The organism is Streptomyces sp. NPDC102467, from assembly GCF_044765445.1.
Classification (GTDB): Bacteria; Actinomycetota; Actinomycetes; order Streptomycetales; family Streptomycetaceae; genus Streptomyces.
Window position 1 is genome coordinate 86,370 of sequence record NZ_JBIWKA010000021.1, and the last position, 16,757, is coordinate 103,126.

Consider the following 16,757-nt stretch of genomic DNA (forward strand, 5'->3'; position numbering starts at 1 on the left):
AGATCCTCGAACTCAAGTCGACGATCAACACGATGGTCGACCAGCTCTCCGCCTTCGCCGACGAGGTCACCCGCGTCGCCCGCGAGGTCGGCACCGAGGGCCAGCTGGGCGGCCGCGCCCAGGTCCGCGGCGTCTCCGGCGTCTGGAAGGACCTCACCGACAACGTCAACTTCATGGCCGACAACCTGACCTCGCAGGTCCGTAACATCGCACTGGTGTCGACGGCCGTCGCCTCGGGCGACCTCGGCAAGAAGATCACGGTAGAGGCGAAGGGCGAGATCCTCGAACTCAAGTCGACGATCAACACGATGGTCGACCAGCTCTCCGCCTTCGCCGACGAGGTCACCCGCGTCGCCCGCGAGGTCGGCACCGAAGGCAACCTGGGCGGCCAGGCGCAGGTGCGCGGCGTCGCCGGCGTGTGGAACGACCTCACCGCGAACGTCAACTTCATGGCGTCGAACCTGACCTCCCAGGTCCGCAACATCGCGCAGGTCACCACGGCCGTGGCGCAGGGCGACCTCTCCAAGAAGATCTCGGTCGACGCGCGCGGCGAGATCCTGGAGCTGAAGGACACCGTCAACACGATGGTGGAGCAGCTGCGCGGCTTCGCCGACGAGGTCACGCGCGTGGCCCGCGAGGTCGGTACGGACGGCCGGCTCGGCGGTCGCGCGACGGTGCACGGCGTCTCGGGCGTCTGGAAGGACCTCACCGACAACGTCAACTACATGGCGGACAACCTGACCTCCCAGGTCCGTAACATCGCGCAGGTCGCCACGGCGGTGGCGCAGGGCGACCTCTCCAAGAAGATTGACGTCGACGCGCGTGGCGAGATCCTCGAACTGAAGACGACCATCAACACGATGGTGGACACCCTGTCGTCCTTCTCCTCCGAGGTCACGCGGGTGGCCCGCGAGGTCGGTTCCGAGGGCCAACTCGGCGGTCAGGCAAGGGTCGAGGGCGTCTACGGCACCTGGAAGCGCCTGACGACGAACGTGAACGAGCTGGCGTTGAACCTGACCACGCAGGTCCGCGCGATCGCCGAGGTGGCGTCCGCGGTCACCTCAGGCGACATGTCGCGTTCCATCACGGTGGAGACGCAGGGCGAGGTCGCCGAGTTGCGGGACAACATCAACCTGATGGTGGCCAACCTCCGCGAGACGACCCGCGCGAAGGACTGGCTGGAGTCGAACCTGGCGCGCCTGGCGGCCCTGATGCAGGGCCACCGGGACCTCATGGAGGTCGCCGACCTGATCCTGCGCGAGCTGACCCCGCTGGTGAACGCGCAGTACGGCGCCTTCTTCCTCGCGGAGCCGGACGAGGGCGACACTCCGATCCGTACGACCATTCCCACCAAGGGGCTCGCCTACATCGCGGGGTACGGCTCGGCGGCGGCCCTGGTCGTCGACACCGGTGGCATGCCGGTCCACGGTCTCGTGCGGCAGGCGGCCCTGGAGAAGAAGCGCATCCTGGTGGAGGAGGCCCCGCCGGACTACATCAAGATCAACAGTGGTCTGGGGGAAGCCGCTCCCGCCTCCGTCGTCATCATCCCGATCCTCTTCGAGGACAAGCTGCTCGGCGTCATCGAGCTCGCGTCCTTCTCCCGCTTCTCCGACGTCCACCTGGCCTTCTTCGACCAGTTCGTGAACACGATCGGCGTCGCGATCAACACCATCATCGCCAACTCCCGCACCGAGTCGCTGCTCGGCGAGTCCCAGCGCCTGGCGACCCAGCTCCAGGAGCGGTCCGACGAACTCCAGCGTCAGCAGGGCGAGTTGCAGCGCTCGAACGCGGAACTGGAGGAGAAGGCCGCCCTGTTGGCGACGAGCTCGCAGTACAAGTCGGAGTTCCTGGCGAACATGTCGCACGAGCTGCGCACCCCGCTCAACTCCCTCCTCATCCTGGCGCGGCTGCTCTCCGACAACCCGGACGGACACCTCAACGACCAGGAGGTCCAGTTCGCGACGACGATCCACCGCTCGGGATCCGACCTGCTCCAGCTCATCAACGACATCCTCGACCTGTCGAAGATCGAGGCCGGGCGCATGGACGTACGCCCGAAGAAGCTCCCGCTCATCAAGCTGCTCGACTACGTCCACGCCACGTTCCGCCCGATCACCCTCGACCGCGGGCTCGCCTTCGAGGTGACGGTCGGCGAGGACGTGCCGCGCGAGGTCTTCTCCGACGAGCAGCGCCTCCAGCAGATCCTGCGCAACCTCCTGTCGAACGCGATCAAGTTCACCGCCAACGGCAGGGTCGAGCTGCGGGTCAAGCGGATCAAGGACCCGGAGCACCAGTTCGTGCGCGAGACCGAGGATCTGATCGCCTTCGCCGTCTCGGACACCGGTATCGGCATCGCCCGCGACAAACTCCCCGTCATCTTCGAGGCGTTCCAGCAGGCCGACGGCACCACCAACCGCAAGTACGGCGGCACGGGCCTCGGCCTCTCCATCAGCCGGGAGATCGCCGGGCTCCTTGGCGGCCGCATCATCGCCGAGAGCGAGCCCGGCGAGGGCTCCACGTTCACGCTGTACGTTCCCGTGGTCTATCCCGGTCACGAGCCGGCCGGTGACGCGACGGAGACCGATCAGGCACCCCTGATCCCCGCCCAGCAGGACGACTCCGCGGACGTCTACACGATCCATGAGCAGGAGGACAACTGGCCGACGCCGACGAAGCTGGAGCAGTGGAAGACCGGACTCGCCGGCCAGGTGCTGCCGGGACGCCGCGTGCTCATCGTCGACGACGACATCCGTAACGTCTTCGCGCTCACCCACGTACTCGGTCGCGTCGGGATGCCCGTCCTGTACGCGGAGAACGGCCGGGAGGGCATCGAGACCCTGGAGCGCAACTCCGACATCGCACTCGTCCTGATGGACATCATGATGCCGGAGATGGACGGCTACGAGACGATCTCGGTCATTCGCGGAACGACGCGCTGGGCCGGGCTGCCGATCGTGGCCCTCACCGCGAAGGCCATGCCCGGCGACCGGGAGAAATCGATCGCCAAGGGCGCCAACGACTACGTACCCAAACCGGTGGACGTCGATCAGCTGCTGACCGTCGTGTGCGACCTCCTGGCCCCTGAGGCCGACGAGACGGGCGACTCCACCGCGACAGAAGAGCGGGAGGGCAAGGATGGATCCGTCGCCCCGCCGACGATCGAATGAGGGACCGGCATCATGACCACTGCAGAGCTGACCTCGGAGCGTGCGAGCATCCTCCTGGTCGATGACATGGAGGACAATCTCGTCGCACTGGAAGCCGTCCTCGGATCGCTCAACGAGCCGCTGGTACGGGCCCGTTCAGGCGAGGAAGCGATGAAGGCACTGCTCCGTCGCCGCTTCGCCGTCGTCCTGCTCGACATCAGGATGCCGGGCATGGACGGCTTCGAGACGGCGACGAACATCAAGCGCCTCGACCAGACGAAAGACGTCCCGATCATCTTCCTCACGGGCACGGACGCCGACGCCGGGTACGCCTTCCGGGGGTACGCGACCGGCGCGGCCGACTACCTGACCAAGCCCTTCGACCCCTGGGTGCTGCGCGCGAAGGTCACGGTCTTCCTGGACCTGCACCGCAAGACCCAGCAGCTGGAACGGCTACTGGCGCGCGAACAGCAGCAGTTCGACGCGCTGACGTCCCGTATGACCTCGATCGAGCACCAGTTGTCGGAGGAGACCGACCCCGAAGTACGGGAACTGCGGCATCACCTCACGCGGATGGAGGAGATCCTGCGCATGATGAGGCGCCCCTGACCGGGGCACCCCGTCACACTTTCAGCCTTCGCGGGAGCCGGCGTACATGTCGTCGAGCAGCTCCTTGTACTCGCGCTCGACGACGGGCCGCTTCAGCTTCAGGCTCGGCGTCAGCTCGCCGTGCTCCACGTCGAGGTCGCGCGGCAGCAGCTTGAACTTCTTGATGGTCTGCCACTTCTGCAGGCCCTCGTTCAGCTCGCGTACGTAGCCGTCGATGAGCTGCACCGTCGCGGGCGCGGCGACGACGTCCGCGTAGGACTTGCCCTCCAGGCCGTTCTCCTTGGCCCAGTCCAGGATGGCCGGCTCGTCGAGCGCGATGAGCGCGGTGCAGAAGTTCCGGTTCGCTCCGTGCACCAGGATGTTGGACAGGTACGGGCACACGGCCTTGAACTGGCCCTCGACCTCGGCGGGCGCGATGTACTTGCCGCCCGACGTCTTGATGAGGTCTTTCTTGCGGTCGGTGATGCGCAGGTACCCGTCGACGGACAGCTCACCGATGTCCCCGGTGTGGAACCAGCCGTCGCTCTCCAGCACCTCGGCGGTCTTCTCGGGCAGCCCGTGGTAGCCCTCCATGATGCCGGGGCCGCGCAGCAGGATCTCCCCGTCGTCCGCGATCCGCACCTCGGTGCCGGGCAGCGGCTTGCCGACGGTCCCGGTCCGGTACGCCTCGCCCGGGTTGACGAAGGACGCGGCCGACGACTCGGTCAGCCCGTACCCCTCCAGGATGTGGACGCCCGCACCGGCGAAGAAGTAGCCGATGTCGGGAGCGAGCGCGGCCGAGCCGGACACACAGGCGCGCAGCCGCCCGCCGAACGCCTCGCGCAGCTTGCTGTAGACGAGCCGGTCGGCGGCCTTGTGCTTCGAGGCGAGCTTGAACGGCACGGAGGCGACGCCCGTACGCCGGAAGTTGTCCTGGCTGACCTTCGCGTACTCGCGCGCGACCCCGGCCGCCCACTGGAAGATCTTGAATTTGGCGCTGCCGCCGGCCCGCGCCTTCGCGGCGACGCCGTTGTAGACCTTCTCGAAGATGCGCGGTACGGCCGCCATGTAGGTGGGCTGCACGATCGGCAGATTCTCGATGATCTTGTCGACGCGGCCGTCGACCGCCGTCACGTGCCCGACCTCGATCTGGCCGCTGATCAGCACCTTGCCGAAGACGTGCGCGAGCGGCAGCCACAGGTACTGCACGTCGTCCGGGCCGAGGAGCCCAGTCGCGGCCATCGCCTTCGCCAGGTACGACCAGTTGTCGTGCGGCAGCCGGACGCCCTTGGGCCGCCCGGTCGTCCCGGACGTGTAGATGAGGGTCGCGAGCTGCTCCTTGCGGATCGCCCCGACGCGCTCCTTGACGATCTCCGGGTTCTTCTCCAGATACGCGGCGCCGCGCGCCTCCAGGTCCTCCAGGGTGAGCAGCCAGCCGTCGGGGTCGGCGGCGTCGGGCTCGACCCCGGTCGCGTCGATCACCACGACATGCTGCAGCTCGGGCAGCTCGGCCCGCCGCTCGCGCGCCTTGGCGAGCTGCGCGGCGTCCTCGGCGACGAGCACCCTGGACTCGGAGTCGGACAGGATGAACGCCGACTCCTCGGCGTTGGTCTGCGGATAGACGGTGGTCGTCGCCGCTCCCGCGCACATGATGCCGAGGTCGGCGAGGATCCACTCGACCCGCGTCGAGGAGGCGAGCGCCACCCGCTCCTCGGGCCGGATCCCCAGCTCGACGAGGCCCGCGGCGATGGCGTAGACCCGCTGCGCGGCCCCCGTCCAGCTCAACGACTTCCAGTCGTCCGGGCCCGCGCCCGAGGGGGCCGGCACCGGATAGCGGTAGGCCTCGGCGTCCGGTGTCGCCGCGACGCGCTCCAGGAAGAGAGACGCCACGGAGGGCGGACGGTTCTCGATCAGGGTCTGTGTGTCGCTCACGACGTCCTCCGGGGCCCGCGACTCTTGAAACGCGGCTTGTTTAACTGGCGAGTAACCATTGAGCAGTGATCAGGGTAAGGCGCGCTCGCCCGGCGCGTAAGGGGCACCGGCTCTCAACTTCGGCCGGGTTGTCCCACTGGCCTCGGCCCACACAGCGTCCACACAAAAACGGTGGGCCCAGCACGCCTGCGCATGCCGGGCCCACCGTCTCGTGCGGGTGTCGCAAGGATTTCTCCGGGTTACTTCTTCCCCTTGGCACTGCCGCTGTCGTCGCTGGAGAGCACCGCGATGAAGGCTTCCTGCGGCACCTCGACGGAGCCGACCATCTTCATGCGCTTCTTGCCCTCCTTCTGCTTCTCCAGGAGCTTGCGCTTACGGGAGATGTCACCGCCGTAGCACTTGGCGAGCACGTCCTTGCGGATGGCGCGGATGGTCTCGCGGGCGATGACCCGGGAGCCGATCGCCGCCTGGACGGGGATCTCGAAGGCCTGGCGCGGGATGAGCTCGCGCAGCTTGGCCACCAGGCGCACGCCGTACGCGTACGCGGCGTCCTTGTGCGTGACCGCGGAGAAGGCGTCGACCTTGTCGCCGTGGAGCAGGATGTCGACCTTGACGAGCTGGGCGGACTGCTCGCCCGTGGGCTCGTAGTCCAGCGAGGCGTAACCCCGCGTCTTGGACTTGAGCTGGTCGAAGAAGTCGAAGACGATCTCGGCGAGCGGCAGCGTGTAGCGGATCTCCACGCGGTCCTCGGAGAGGTAGTCCATGCCGAGCAGGGTGCCGCGCCGGTTCTGGCACAGCTCCATGATCGAGCCGATGAACTCGCTGGGCGCGAGGAGCGTGGCGCGCACGACGGGCTCGAAGACCTCGTCGATCTTGCCCTCGGGGAACTCGCTCGGGTTGGTGACCGTGTGCTCGGCGCCGTCCTCCATGACCACGCGGTAGACCACGTTCGGAGCGGTGGCGATGAGGTCGAGGCCGAACTCGCGCTCGAGCCGCTCACGGATCACGTCGAGGTGCAGCAGCCCGAGGAAGCCGACGCGGAAGCCGAAGCCGAGCGCGGCCGAGGTCTCCGGCTCGTAGACCAGCGCCGCGTCGTTGAGCTGCAGCTTGTCGAGGGCCTCGCGCAGGTCCGGGTACTCCGAGCCGTCCAGCGGATAGAGACCCGAGAACACCATCGGCTTGGGGTCCTTGTACCCGCCGAGGGCGTCGGTCGCGCCGTTGTGCAGGGAGGTGATCGTGTCACCGACCTTGGACTGACGGACGTCCTTCACGCCGGTGATGATGTAACCCACCTCGCCGACGCCGATGCCGTCGGCCGGGGTCATCTCGGGCGAGGAGACCCCGATCTCAAGGAGCTCGTGCGTGGCGCCGGTAGACATCATCCGGATCCGCTCACGCTTGTTGAGCTGGCCGTCGACGACTCGTACGTACGTCACGACGCCGCGGTACGAGTCGTAGACCGAGTCGAAGATCATCGCGCGGGCCGGGGCGTCGGCGACGCCGACCGGTGCGGGGACCTCGGCGACGACCTTGTCGAGGAGCGCCTCGACGCCCATCCCGGTCTTGGCGGAGACCTTGAGGACGTCCTCCGGGTCGCAGCCGATGAGGTTCGCCAGCTCCTCGGAGAACTTCTCGGGCTGGGCGGCCGGCAGGTCGATCTTGTTGAGCACCGGGACGATCTTGAGGTCGTTCTCCATCGCCAGGTACAGGTTGGCGAGGGTCTGGGCCTCGATGCCCTGGGCGGCGTCGACGAGCAGGACCGTGCCCTCGCACGCGGCGAGCGAGCGCGAGACCTCGTACGTGAAGTCCACGTGTCCCGGGGTGTCGATCATGTTGAGGATGTGGGTACTGCCCTGGTCGGGGCCCTCGGTGGGGGCCCAGGGCAGTCGCACCGCCTGGGACTTGATCGTGATGCCGCGCTCGCGCTCGATGTCCATCCGGTCGAGGTACTGAGCGCGCATCTGCCGCTGATCGACCACTCCGGTCAGCTGGAGCATCCGGTCGGCGAGGGTGGACTTGCCGTGGTCGATGTGCGCGATGATGCAGAAATTGCGGAGCAGCGCCGGGTCGGTACGGCTCGGCTCGGGCACATTGTTAGGGATCGCGGGCACGCAGGGTCCTGTCTCTTGAGGCGCCTTATGCCTCGGGTCGGATCGATACGTAGCTTCCATGGTCCCACGGCCGGGGCACTGGAACCGGTTTGGGCCGGTGGGAGTACGGCTGGTACCGTGGGCGGCTGTGTCTCATGCCCTCTAAAGCGGAGACGCACACTCAGTGAAAATCATCGGCGCGGGACCCTTACCGGCCCTGTGCCTGAACCTGCAAAGGCTCATTTCGTGGCGAACATCAAGTCCCAGATCAAGCGGATCAAGACCAACGAGAAGGCTCGGCTGCGCAACAAGTCCGTCAAGTCTTCCCTGAAGACCGCGGTGCGCAAGGCCCGCGAGGCCGCTGCCGCGGGTGACGTCGAGAAGGCCACCGAGTTCCAGCGCGCTGCCGCGCGTGAGCTCGACAAGGCCGTCTCGAAGGGTGTCATCCACAAGAACCAGGCCGCCAACAAGAAGTCGGCGCTTGCTTCCAAGGTCGCCGCCCTCAAGGCCTGACCCTTCGCCTTCTCCACGGGGTCTTCTCTTCCCGGATGTATGTCCGGGAACTGATCTGATCCATCTGATCCAACGCCGGAAGGACCCGGGCGGGCCCTCTCTCATCCGCCCCCGACCGGCAACCCGAGCCCGCACGCGACTGCGTTCGCCACGCGGGTGTGGGCTCACCACAGGCGTCATCCGAAGCCCCGCCCTGATGCGTCAGGGCGGGGCTTCGGCATGCTGTCCCGGCCCGGGGTTCGCTACGTACGTCCTCGCGAGCGCGCGGCCCGCGCGATCGTCACGACGGCCTTCTCCAGCGCGTACTCCGGGTCGTCTCCGCCGCCCTTCACCCCGGCGTCGGCCTCGGCCACGGCCATGAGCGCCACGGCGACCCCGTCCGGAGTCCATCCGCGCATCTGCTGCCGCACCCGGTCGATCTTCCACGGCGGCATGCCGAGTTCCCGCGCCAGATCCGCGGGGCGGCCGCCGCGTGCGGAGGACAGCTTGCCGATCGCGCGCACGCCCTGCGCCAGCGCGCTGGTGATCAGCACCGGCGCGACCCCGGTCGACAGCGACCACCGCAGGGCTTCCAGCGCCTCCGCGGCCCGCCCCTCCACGGCCCGGTCGGCCACGGTGAAGCTGGACGCCTCGGCCCGACCCGTGTAGTACCGCCCCACGACGGCCTCGTCGATCGTCCCCTCGATGTCGGAGGCGAGCTGGCTCGCGGCCGACGCCAGCTCCCGCAGATCGCTGCCGAGGGAGTCGACGAGCGCCTGGCACGCCTCGGGGGTCGCGGACCGCCCGAGCGCCCGGAACTCATTGCGCACGAAGGCCAGCCGGTCCGCCGGCTTCGTCATCTTCGGGCAGGCGACCTCCCGGGCGCCGGCCTTGCGCGCGGCGTCGAGCAGCCCCTTGCCCTTGGCGCCCCCGGCGTGCAGCAGCACCAGGGTGATCTCCTCGAAGGGCGAGCCGAGATACGCCTTCACGTCCTTGACGGTGTCCGCCGACAGATCCTGCGCGTTGCGTACGACGACGACCTTGCGCTCGGCGAACAGCGACGGGCTCGTCAGCTCGGCGAGCGTGCCGGGCTGCAGCTGATCGGAGCTGAGGTCGCGCACGTCCGTGTCCGCGTCGGCGGCGCGGGCGGCCGCCACCACCTGCTGCACGGCGCGGTCGAGCAGCAGGTCCTCCTGGCCCACCGCAACGGTGACAGGGGCGAGGGGTTCGTCGTGTGCACTCTTCCTGGCCATCGCGGTCAAGCATCCCACGGGCCACTGACAATCCGCCCTGACCGGCGAGGGCCCGGCCAGGGCCTAGGACTCCTCGCGCCAGCCGTCCCAGCCGGCCGCGAACTCGTCCAGCTCCTTGGGATCGAGGCGGCCCCGCGGGTCCTCGACGACCACCAGCCACTGCGCGTCCTCGGCGTCGTCCTCGCCGGCCAACGCGTCCCGTACGAGCTGGGGCTCCTCGGCTACGCCGAAGCGCTCGCCGAGCGCTTCGGCGGCCGCCTCCGCGGCGTCACGGTCGGGCAGCACCAGTACGTGTCTCACATCGCTCACGACACCATTTTCCGCTACGCGCCGACCGCTTCCGCACCGCCACCCCGGCCACCCTGCACCCTGACCGTTCGCGGCTCAGCTCTTGGGCACGATCTGTACGTCGAGGTCGATCCGGACGCTGGAGCCGACGACGGCGATGCCGCGCGCGAGCATGGTCTGCCAGCTGACGGTGAAGTCGTCGCGGTGCAGTTCCACGGTGGCGCGGCAGGCGGCGCGGGTCTCGCCCTCCATGCCGCTGCCGAGGCCCAGGTACTCGGCGTCGAGGGTGACCGTGCGCGTCACCCCGTGCAGCGTGAGAGCGCCGGTGATCGTCCAGCGGCTGCCGCCCTTGTGCGTGAAGCGGTCGCCGTAGAACTCCAGGGTCGGGAAGCGGTCGACGTCGAGGAAGTCGGCCGACCTGAGGTGGTCGTCGCGCATCTTCACGTTCGTGTCGATGGACGCGGCGTCGATGACCACGTGCATCGCGGACTCCTCGATGCGATCGGCCACCCGCAGCGCACCCGCGAAGGTGTTGAACCGGCCGTGGATCCGGGCGAGCCCGATGTGCCGTGCGGTGAACGCGATCGAGGAGTGCGCCGGCTCGATCTCCCAGTCACCGGGCGCGGGCAGCTGCGGCGGCGGGGAGACCTGGAGCATGACGTCTCCGAGCGAGGCGTGTCCGCTCTCGGTGACCGTGGCGCTGCCGCGGAACGGGGCGTACCCCTCCGCCGACACGGCCAGCCGGTACTCACCGGCGGGCACGGTCGACACGAACGAGCCGAACGGGTCGGTCCCCCCGCCGACGACCTTGCGCCCCGTGGCGTCGCTCACCACCAACTCGGCGTCCTTCACCGGCTCGTTGACCGGGTCGAGAACGCGGCAGCTGAGCACGCCCGCGCTGGGTGGCAATGTCACCGCCGCGAAGGGACTTGTCCGTTGAGCCCGGTTCGTACGGTTTCCCAGCCAGCGGCCGAACATGACCTACCCACCCCAGTGCGCCTTGACGACGATCGTTGCTACTTGAACGAAAGAGTATTCGATCACCGTTGCGGCTTTCGAGGCAACACGGGCCCCATCGCGGAAATCGGAGGGAAGGTGCGCAGCTGCCCATGAGTGGGGGTAATGAGCCACTCCGATCGGCATTTGGACCAGCGTTCAGACCGGTGTTCAGATCAGTGTTCAGACCGGTGTTCAGACCAGTGTTCAGACCGGTGTTCAGACCGGTGTTCAGACCGGTGTTCAGACCGGTGTTCGGCCAGCTCGGGAGCGCTTCTGCTCGCGGGCAGTACGGGTTCAGCGTTCGATGTGCGCCACCCCCAACCCGCGACCGCCGCCCTTCTCACGGCCCACGACCGCGATCGCCCCGTCCCGGTCCGTCCGCAGCACGGCCGCGCCGCGCCCCCGCAACGCCTCCACCGTGCGCGGCGACGGGTGTCCGTACGGGTTGTCGACCCCGCACGAGATCAGCGCGAGCCGGGGCGCGACCCGGCGCAGCAGCTCCGGATCCTGGTACGCCGACCCATGGTGGGCGACCTTGAGCACGTCGACCGGGGGCAGTCGGGCCCCGTCGCCTGTCCTCAACAGGGCCCGCTGCGCTGCCGGTTCGAGGTCGCCGAGCAGCAGCATGGTCAGCCCTGCCGTGCGCACGAGCAGGGTGACGCTCGCGTCGTTCGGGCCGTCCGGAGCGATGAGCGGCTGCGGCGGCCACAGCACCTCCCAGTCGAGCGGCCCGGTCCTGCGCCGCTCCCCCGCGACCGCCCCGACCACCGGCACCCCGTGCAGCGTGGCGAGCCGCCGGACGAACGCGGCCTGGTCCACCGGCTCCTGGAACCCGGTCGTCTCGATCATCCCGACGGAGCGACCGCGCAACACCCCCGCGAGCCCCGCCACATGATCCGCGTGAAAGTGCGTGAGCAGCAGCAGCGGGACCTTCGTGATGCCGAGTGTGCGCAGGCACCGATCGATGAGCAGCGGATCGGGTCCGGCGTCCACCACGACGCCCGCCCCGGCCCCCGCCGCGAGCACCAGCGCGTCTCCCTGCCCCACGTCGCACATGACCATGCGCCATCCCGGTGGGGGCCAGCCCGTGATGACCCGGGTGAGCGGCGGCGGCTGCACCACCACCAGAAGCAGCGCCAGCACACAAGCCGCCACGACCCAGGCCGACTTCAGCGCCCTTCGCCCCAGCAGCACGGCCACCACCGTGCCGATCGCCAGCAGCACTCCGCCGCGCCAGCCACCCGGCCAGTCCACCCCGCTGCCCGGCAGCGCGGCCCCGGCCCGTGCGATGTCCGCGATCCACCCCGCCGGCCAACCGGCGCACCAGGCGAAGAACTCGGCCACCGGCATCGCCGACGGCGCCGTCGCGAGCGCGGCGAACCCCAGCACCGTCGCCGGCGCCACGGCGAACTCCGCGAGCAGATTGCACGGCACCGCCACCAGACTCACCCGCGCTGCCAGGACCGCGACGACCGGCGCGCACACGGCCTGCGCCGCCCCGGCCGCACCCAGCGCCTCGGCGAGCCGCGCCGGGACCCCGCGCCGCCGCAGCCCCGCGCTCCACCGCGGAGCCAGCGTCAACAGCGCCCCCGTGGCGAGCACCGACAGCAGGAACCCGTAACTCCGGGCCAGCCACGGGTCGTAGAGGACGAGCAGTAACACCGCGGTGGCCAGCGCCGGAATCAGGGATCTGCGCCGCCCGGTCGCCAGGGCAAGCAAGGTGATGGCGCCGCACGACGCCGCCCGCAGCACGCTCGGCTCGGGCCGGCACACCACGACGAACCCGAGCGTGAGCGCTCCGCCCAGCAGTGCCGTCGCCCTGAGAGACAGGCCGATCCGGGGCGCGAGGCCCCGCCGCTCCACGCGGTGCGCGGTGCCGGGCGGGCCGATCAGCAGGGCCAGCAGGATGGTGAAGTTGGCCCCGCTGACAGCCATCAAATGAAGCAGGTCCGTCGCCTGGAACGCCGCGTGCAGCTCCGGCGTGACGCGCGCCGTGTCGCCGACCACCAGACCCGGCAGCAGTGCCCGCGCGTCCCCCGGCAGGCCGTCCGTCGCCTCGCGCAGCCCTGCCCTCAGCGCCCCCGCAAGGCGCTGCGGGCCGCTCGGCCCGGCCACCACGCGCGGCCGCTCGCCGTGCGCGACGCGCAGCACCGCGGCGATCCGGTCGCCGCTCCTCAGCGGCTGAACCAGTCCGCCCCTGACGGCGACCCGGGTGGTCGGCAGCAGGGACAGCCAGGGGCCGCCGCGCGCCTCGACCATGACAAGCACGGGCGCGCGGGTCCGCGACACCGTCCCGTCGGATGCCGTCACCCGCACCGCGTCCGCCTCGATCAGCACGACGGACGGCGCCGCATGGTCCCCCGTGACCCGGGGCCGGGCGACCCGCGGATCGGACGTCACCTGCAACTCGGCTTCCACTCGCGCGTGTTGAGCGGCAAGGGCTGGCACGGGCCCCCTGCGCAGGTCCGCCCCGTGCAACCCGGCGGAGGCCGCCGCCGCGGCGACGCAGAGCAGGAGCACAGCGACGGATGGGCTCCGCCAGGGGTGGCCGTGGAGTGGCGCGGCTGGGGATGGGGCCGTCGGCTGGGCGGCGTCTCCTTGATCCGCATCGCGGCGGGAGGTCCCGGGTGCCCCCCGGAGCGGGGTCCCGGGCGTCCCCCGGAGCGGGGTCCCGGGCGTCCCCCGGAGCGGGGTCCCGGGCGTCCCCCGGGGCGAGGTCCCGGGGGACAGGTCCGGCCCAGGGCCCCACCGCGCCCCGCCGGTGGCCCGCGCCGCCCCTCCCCGCCGTCGACGGCCCCGCCCCGCCGCCAGGAGTGCCAAGCCGGTGGCCGAGCTCACCGTCGCCACGACGATCGCCCAGTACCCGGGAGCCGTCAGGGTCAGCGCCGCGGTCAGCCATGCCGCGAGCGCGGGCGGCACCAACCTCAGGTCGAGCGGCTCCTCTTGACGCGGGTTCGCTTCGCCGAGCCGGCCGGCCGGGGCCGATGCCGGAACTGGAGTGAGCGGTGCAGGATGCCGTCGGTCGGCGCGGGTGCCCCTCATGGCCGTACGAGATTCTGCAGATCTTCGAAGCGGCGGTCCCCGATCCCGTTGACCTCACGCAGTTCATCGACGGAGCGGAAGCCCCCGTGCTCCGTGCGGTAGTCGATGATGTGCTGGGCCAGCACCGGGCCGACGCCGGGCAGCGTGTCGAGCTGTTCCGGCGTGGCCGTGTTGAGGCCGACCGGTCCCGGGGGAGCCGCTCCCGCAGGCCCGCCGCCCGGTGCCGCGGGGACCGGGGCCACGCCGGGGGCGCCCACCAGGACCTGCTCGCCGTCCGTCAGCAGCCGCGCCCTGTTGAGCCCCGCGGTGTCCGTTCCGGGACGGACACCGCCCGCCGCCCGCAACGCGTCCGCCACCCGTGCCCCGGCGGGCAGCCGCTGCACTCCGGGCCTGCGTACCTTGCCACTGACGTCCACGATGATCCCCGCGCCGCCCGACGCCGCGGGTCCCGGCGCGACCGGGGACGCGGGGACATTCGACGGCTCCATCAGCTGCGGCGCCGCGGCGCGGACCGTCTCCGGCGCCTGTACCTGCTGCGTCCTCCCCGCCCAGAAATGCTGCACCGCGAAGAGCGCCACCACGCCGAGGACGACGACCAGTGCCACCGCGCCGCGGCGCTCGATCCCGCACCGCGTCTGCACCCACAGCGGCACCCGGTCGCGCACGGCGAGCGCGACCCGCTCCCGCCACGACCGCACCGGCTCCTGATCGGGCGCGAGCGCACCCGCGGGGATCGGATCGGCGAACGGGCCGGAGGTACGCGGCGTCGGGCCCCGTGCCGGAACCGCCTGCATCGGCACCGGCTCGGGCTCCGTATATCGCTGCGGCGGCGCGAACAACGCCTCGGCCCGCAGCCGCGTCCGCTCCGCCGCGAGGTGCTTGCGCCGCGTACGCCGCCGGACGGCGTGCCGGTGCTGTGTGCGGCTGTCGGACGCGGGGCCACGCCCCGGCCCGCTGGATGCCCGTGCTGTTCGGGTCAGTGATCGAAGTGCCATGTCACGACACGTTAGGCATCCCACGAGAACCCAGTGGATCTTGGTCAATTCCCGGGGACAACCCGGCAGTTGTGGATAACTCCGTCACCCACAGATCCCCCACAGATCACCCAGGCAACGCTCGAAGCTCGCCCGGAGAACGCCCAGGCAACGCTCGGAGCCCGCCCGGAGAACGCCCGCAGATCACCCAGGCAACGCTCGGAGCCCGCCCCGAGAACGCCCGCAGATCACCCAGCCAACGCTCGGAGCCCGCCCGGAGAACGCCCGCAGATCACCCGCGGAAAATAAACGCCGCCGCCCTCAGGCCCGCGGCGACACCACCACACCCAGCAGCCCGGGCCCGGTGTGCGCCCCGATCACCGCCCCGACCTCGCTGACATGCAGCTCGCCGAGGCCCGGCACACGCTCGCGCAGCCAGCCGGCCAGCGCCTCCGCCCGGTCCGGCGCCGCCAGGTGGTGCACGGCGATGTCGACCTGCCCGCTGCCCGCGCGCTCGGCGACGATCTCCTGCAGCCGCGCGATAGCCTTCGACGCCGTGCGGACCTTCTCCATGAACTCGATGCGGCCGCCGTCGAGCTGCAGCAGCGGTTTGAACGCGAGCGCGGAGCCGAGCAGCGCCTGCGCGGCCCCGATGCGGCCGCCGCGGCGCAGATAGTCCAGCGTGTCGACATAGAAATAGGCGGAGGTGTCCGCGGCCCGCTTCTCCGCCGCCGTCACCGCCTCGTCGACGGTGCCGCCCGCGTCGGCCGTCTCCGCCGCGGCGAGCGCGCAGAATCCGAGGGCCATGGCCACCATTCCGGTGTCCACGACACGCACCGGCACCGGTGACTGCCGCGCGGCCATGACCGCGGCGTCGTACGTCCCGGAGAACTCGGCGGACAGATGCAACGAGACGATGCCGGTGGCGCCGGACTCGGCGACCTTGCGGTAGGTCTCGGCGAACAGTTCGGGGCTGGGCCTCGACGTCGTCACCGAGCGGCGCTTCTGCAGCGCCTCGGCGACCGAGCGGGCCGAGATCTCCGTACCCTCCTCCAGCGCCCGGTCGCCCAGAACCACGGTCAGCGGCACCGCCGTGATGCTGTGGCGCTCCATCGTCCGCTGCGGCAGGTAGGCCGTTGAATCGGTGACGATCGCGACATGGCGGGACATGCACCGGAGGTTACCCGCCGGGGCCCGTCGGCGGCAGCCCGGCCCCCACCGGCCGGACGCCGACCGGCGTCCGTCGGCCACGGGTCAGAAGAATCAAGTCGTGCTCTCGGGGCGGGGTTTCTTCTGCCACGGATACACCGGCCGCACACCGGGCGGAGTGATCGCGGGCGGCGCGGGCTCCTGAACCGTACCCGCGCCCTCAGCGCCTCGCGGGGTGGCCTGCGGGCCGTCCTCCGTCGTCCAGTGCCGCAGCGCCCCGGCCTCCAGGTCGATCTGCACACGCAGCGAGTCCAGGTCGTCACCCGCGAAGCGGCTGGCCCGGTCCCGCGCCGCGTGCCGCAGTGCGTCGGCGGACGCCGTGATCTGTTCCGTCCGCGCCTTGAGCTCCGGCAGCAGGGCTGCCACGCGGGCCTTGTCGGGCTCGGTCTCCAGGCGCTTGAGCTCGCTGTCCAACTCGTGCCCATGTGCGCTCAGGCGCTCGAAGAGGCCGAGGGATTCCTTGAGCGTGACGTCCTCGCCCACGCGCGCGTGCAGCGAGTCCTGCGTGGCCCGCATGGAGGTACGCAGCTTCAGACGCAGCTGCGCCAGCTCGCTCGCCGTACCCGGCTGCGCGAAGGACCTGGCTCGCAGCGTGGTGTCCTCCACCGCCCGCCTGGCCTGCCCGACCGTGCGGTCCACTCCGCGCTTGGCCGCGCCGACCACCTTCACCGTCGCGTACGCGCCGAGCGCCAGGAACGCGATGAAGATCAGCGCCACGATCACCAGCACAGTTTCCACGGCGCT

The 16,757-nt window shown here is 70.4% G+C and carries 12 protein-coding genes; 3 read left to right on the forward strand and 9 right to left on the reverse strand.

What is annotated here, in order from left to right; translation table 11 throughout:
- Together ACIREE_RS35860 and ACIREE_RS35865 are read left to right on the forward strand one after the other, a co-directional pair.
- Positions 1-3,167, forward strand: a 3,167-nt coding sequence (locus ACIREE_RS35860) for a HAMP domain-containing protein (RefSeq protein WP_404162035.1), incomplete at its 5' end; no start/stop codon positions are given.
- 12 nt (positions 3,168-3,179) lie between these two features.
- The gene (locus ACIREE_RS35865) at positions 3,180-3,755 is read left to right on the forward strand and encodes a two-component system response regulator (RefSeq protein ID WP_404162038.1); all 576 of its coding nucleotides are present in this window, start codon (positions 3,180-3,182) and stop codon (positions 3,753-3,755) included.
- A 21-nt stretch (positions 3,756-3,776) separates the two neighbouring features.
- On the opposite strand, the gene ACIREE_RS35870 is transcribed toward ACIREE_RS35865, so the two are convergent.
- Together ACIREE_RS35870 and lepA are read right to left on the reverse strand one after the other, a co-directional pair.
- Positions 3,777-5,666 (reverse strand): AMP-dependent synthetase/ligase, encoded by a 1,890-nt coding sequence (locus ACIREE_RS35870; protein WP_404162041.1) that lies wholly within the window; start codon positions 5,664-5,666, stop codon positions 3,777-3,779.
- A gap of 239 nt (positions 5,667-5,905) precedes the next feature.
- The gene (lepA, locus tag ACIREE_RS35875; protein WP_404162044.1) at positions 5,906-7,777 is read right to left on the reverse strand and encodes a translation elongation factor 4; all 1,872 of its coding nucleotides are present in this window, start codon (positions 7,775-7,777) and stop codon (positions 5,906-5,908) included.
- Between the two features lie 225 nt (positions 7,778-8,002).
- On the opposite strand from lepA, the gene rpsT reads away from it, so the two are divergent.
- The gene (gene rpsT, locus ACIREE_RS35880; RefSeq protein WP_404162047.1) at positions 8,003-8,269 is read left to right on the forward strand and encodes a 30S ribosomal protein S20; all 267 of its coding nucleotides are present in this window, start codon (positions 8,003-8,005) and stop codon (positions 8,267-8,269) included.
- Positions 8,270-8,511: 242 nt separating this feature from the next.
- On the opposite strand, the gene holA is transcribed toward rpsT, so the two are convergent.
- From holA to ACIREE_RS35915, 7 genes are all read right to left on the reverse strand, one after another.
- The gene (gene holA, locus ACIREE_RS35885) at positions 8,512-9,501 is read right to left on the reverse strand and encodes a DNA polymerase III subunit delta (protein ID WP_404162050.1); all 990 of its coding nucleotides are present in this window, start codon (positions 9,499-9,501) and stop codon (positions 8,512-8,514) included.
- 63 nt (positions 9,502-9,564) lie between these two features.
- Positions 9,565-9,810, reverse strand: coding sequence for a hypothetical protein (locus ACIREE_RS35890; protein ID WP_404162053.1), 246 nt, complete (start codon positions 9,808-9,810; stop codon positions 9,565-9,567).
- 75 nt (positions 9,811-9,885) lie between these two features.
- Positions 9,886-10,767, reverse strand: coding sequence for a YceI family protein (locus tag ACIREE_RS35895; protein ID WP_404162056.1), 882 nt, complete (start codon positions 10,765-10,767; stop codon positions 9,886-9,888).
- Between the two features lie 315 nt (positions 10,768-11,082).
- Positions 11,083-13,830 carry a ComEC/Rec2 family competence protein gene (locus ACIREE_RS35900; protein ID WP_404162059.1) on the reverse strand — a complete coding sequence of 916 codons (2,748 nt, stop codon included), beginning with the start codon at positions 13,828-13,830 and terminating at the stop codon, positions 11,083-11,085.
- Entirely contained in the window at positions 13,827-14,825 is a 999-nt protein-coding gene (locus ACIREE_RS35905; RefSeq protein WP_404162062.1) for a helix-hairpin-helix domain-containing protein, read from the reverse strand. Before ACIREE_RS35905 ends, ACIREE_RS35900 begins: the two co-directional genes overlap by 4 nt.
- 300 nt (positions 14,826-15,125) lie before the next feature.
- Positions 15,126-15,974 (reverse strand): DegV family protein, encoded by an 849-nt coding sequence (locus ACIREE_RS35910; protein ID WP_404162065.1) that lies wholly within the window; start codon positions 15,972-15,974, stop codon positions 15,126-15,128.
- A 93-nt stretch (positions 15,975-16,067) separates the two neighbouring features.
- Positions 16,068-16,751, reverse strand: a complete 684-nt coding sequence (locus ACIREE_RS35915) for a hypothetical protein (RefSeq protein ID WP_404162067.1) — start codon at positions 16,749-16,751, stop codon at positions 16,068-16,070.
- Between the last annotated feature and the right edge of the window lie 6 nt (positions 16,752-16,757).

Excerpts from the sequence above, each read along its gene's own strand:
- holA (WP_404162050.1), bottom strand. The coding sequence starts at position 9,501 with ATGGCCAGGAAGAGTGCACACGACGAACCCCTCGCCCCTGTCACCGTT.
- ACIREE_RS35900 (WP_404162059.1), bottom strand. The coding sequence starts at position 13,830 with ATGAGGGGCACCCGCGCCGACCGACGGCATCCTGCACCGCTCACTCCA.
- ACIREE_RS35865 (WP_404162038.1), top strand. The coding sequence starts at position 3,180 with ATGACCACTGCAGAGCTGACCTCGGAGCGTGCGAGCATCCTCCTGGTC.
- ACIREE_RS35895 (WP_404162056.1), bottom strand. The coding sequence starts at position 10,767 with ATGTTCGGCCGCTGGCTGGGAAACCGTACGAACCGGGCTCAACGGACA.
- ACIREE_RS35910 (WP_404162065.1), bottom strand. The coding sequence starts at position 15,974 with ATGTCCCGCCATGTCGCGATCGTCACCGATTCAACGGCCTACCTGCCG.
- ACIREE_RS35905 (WP_404162062.1), bottom strand. The coding sequence starts at position 14,825 with ATGGCACTTCGATCACTGACCCGAACAGCACGGGCATCCAGCGGGCCG.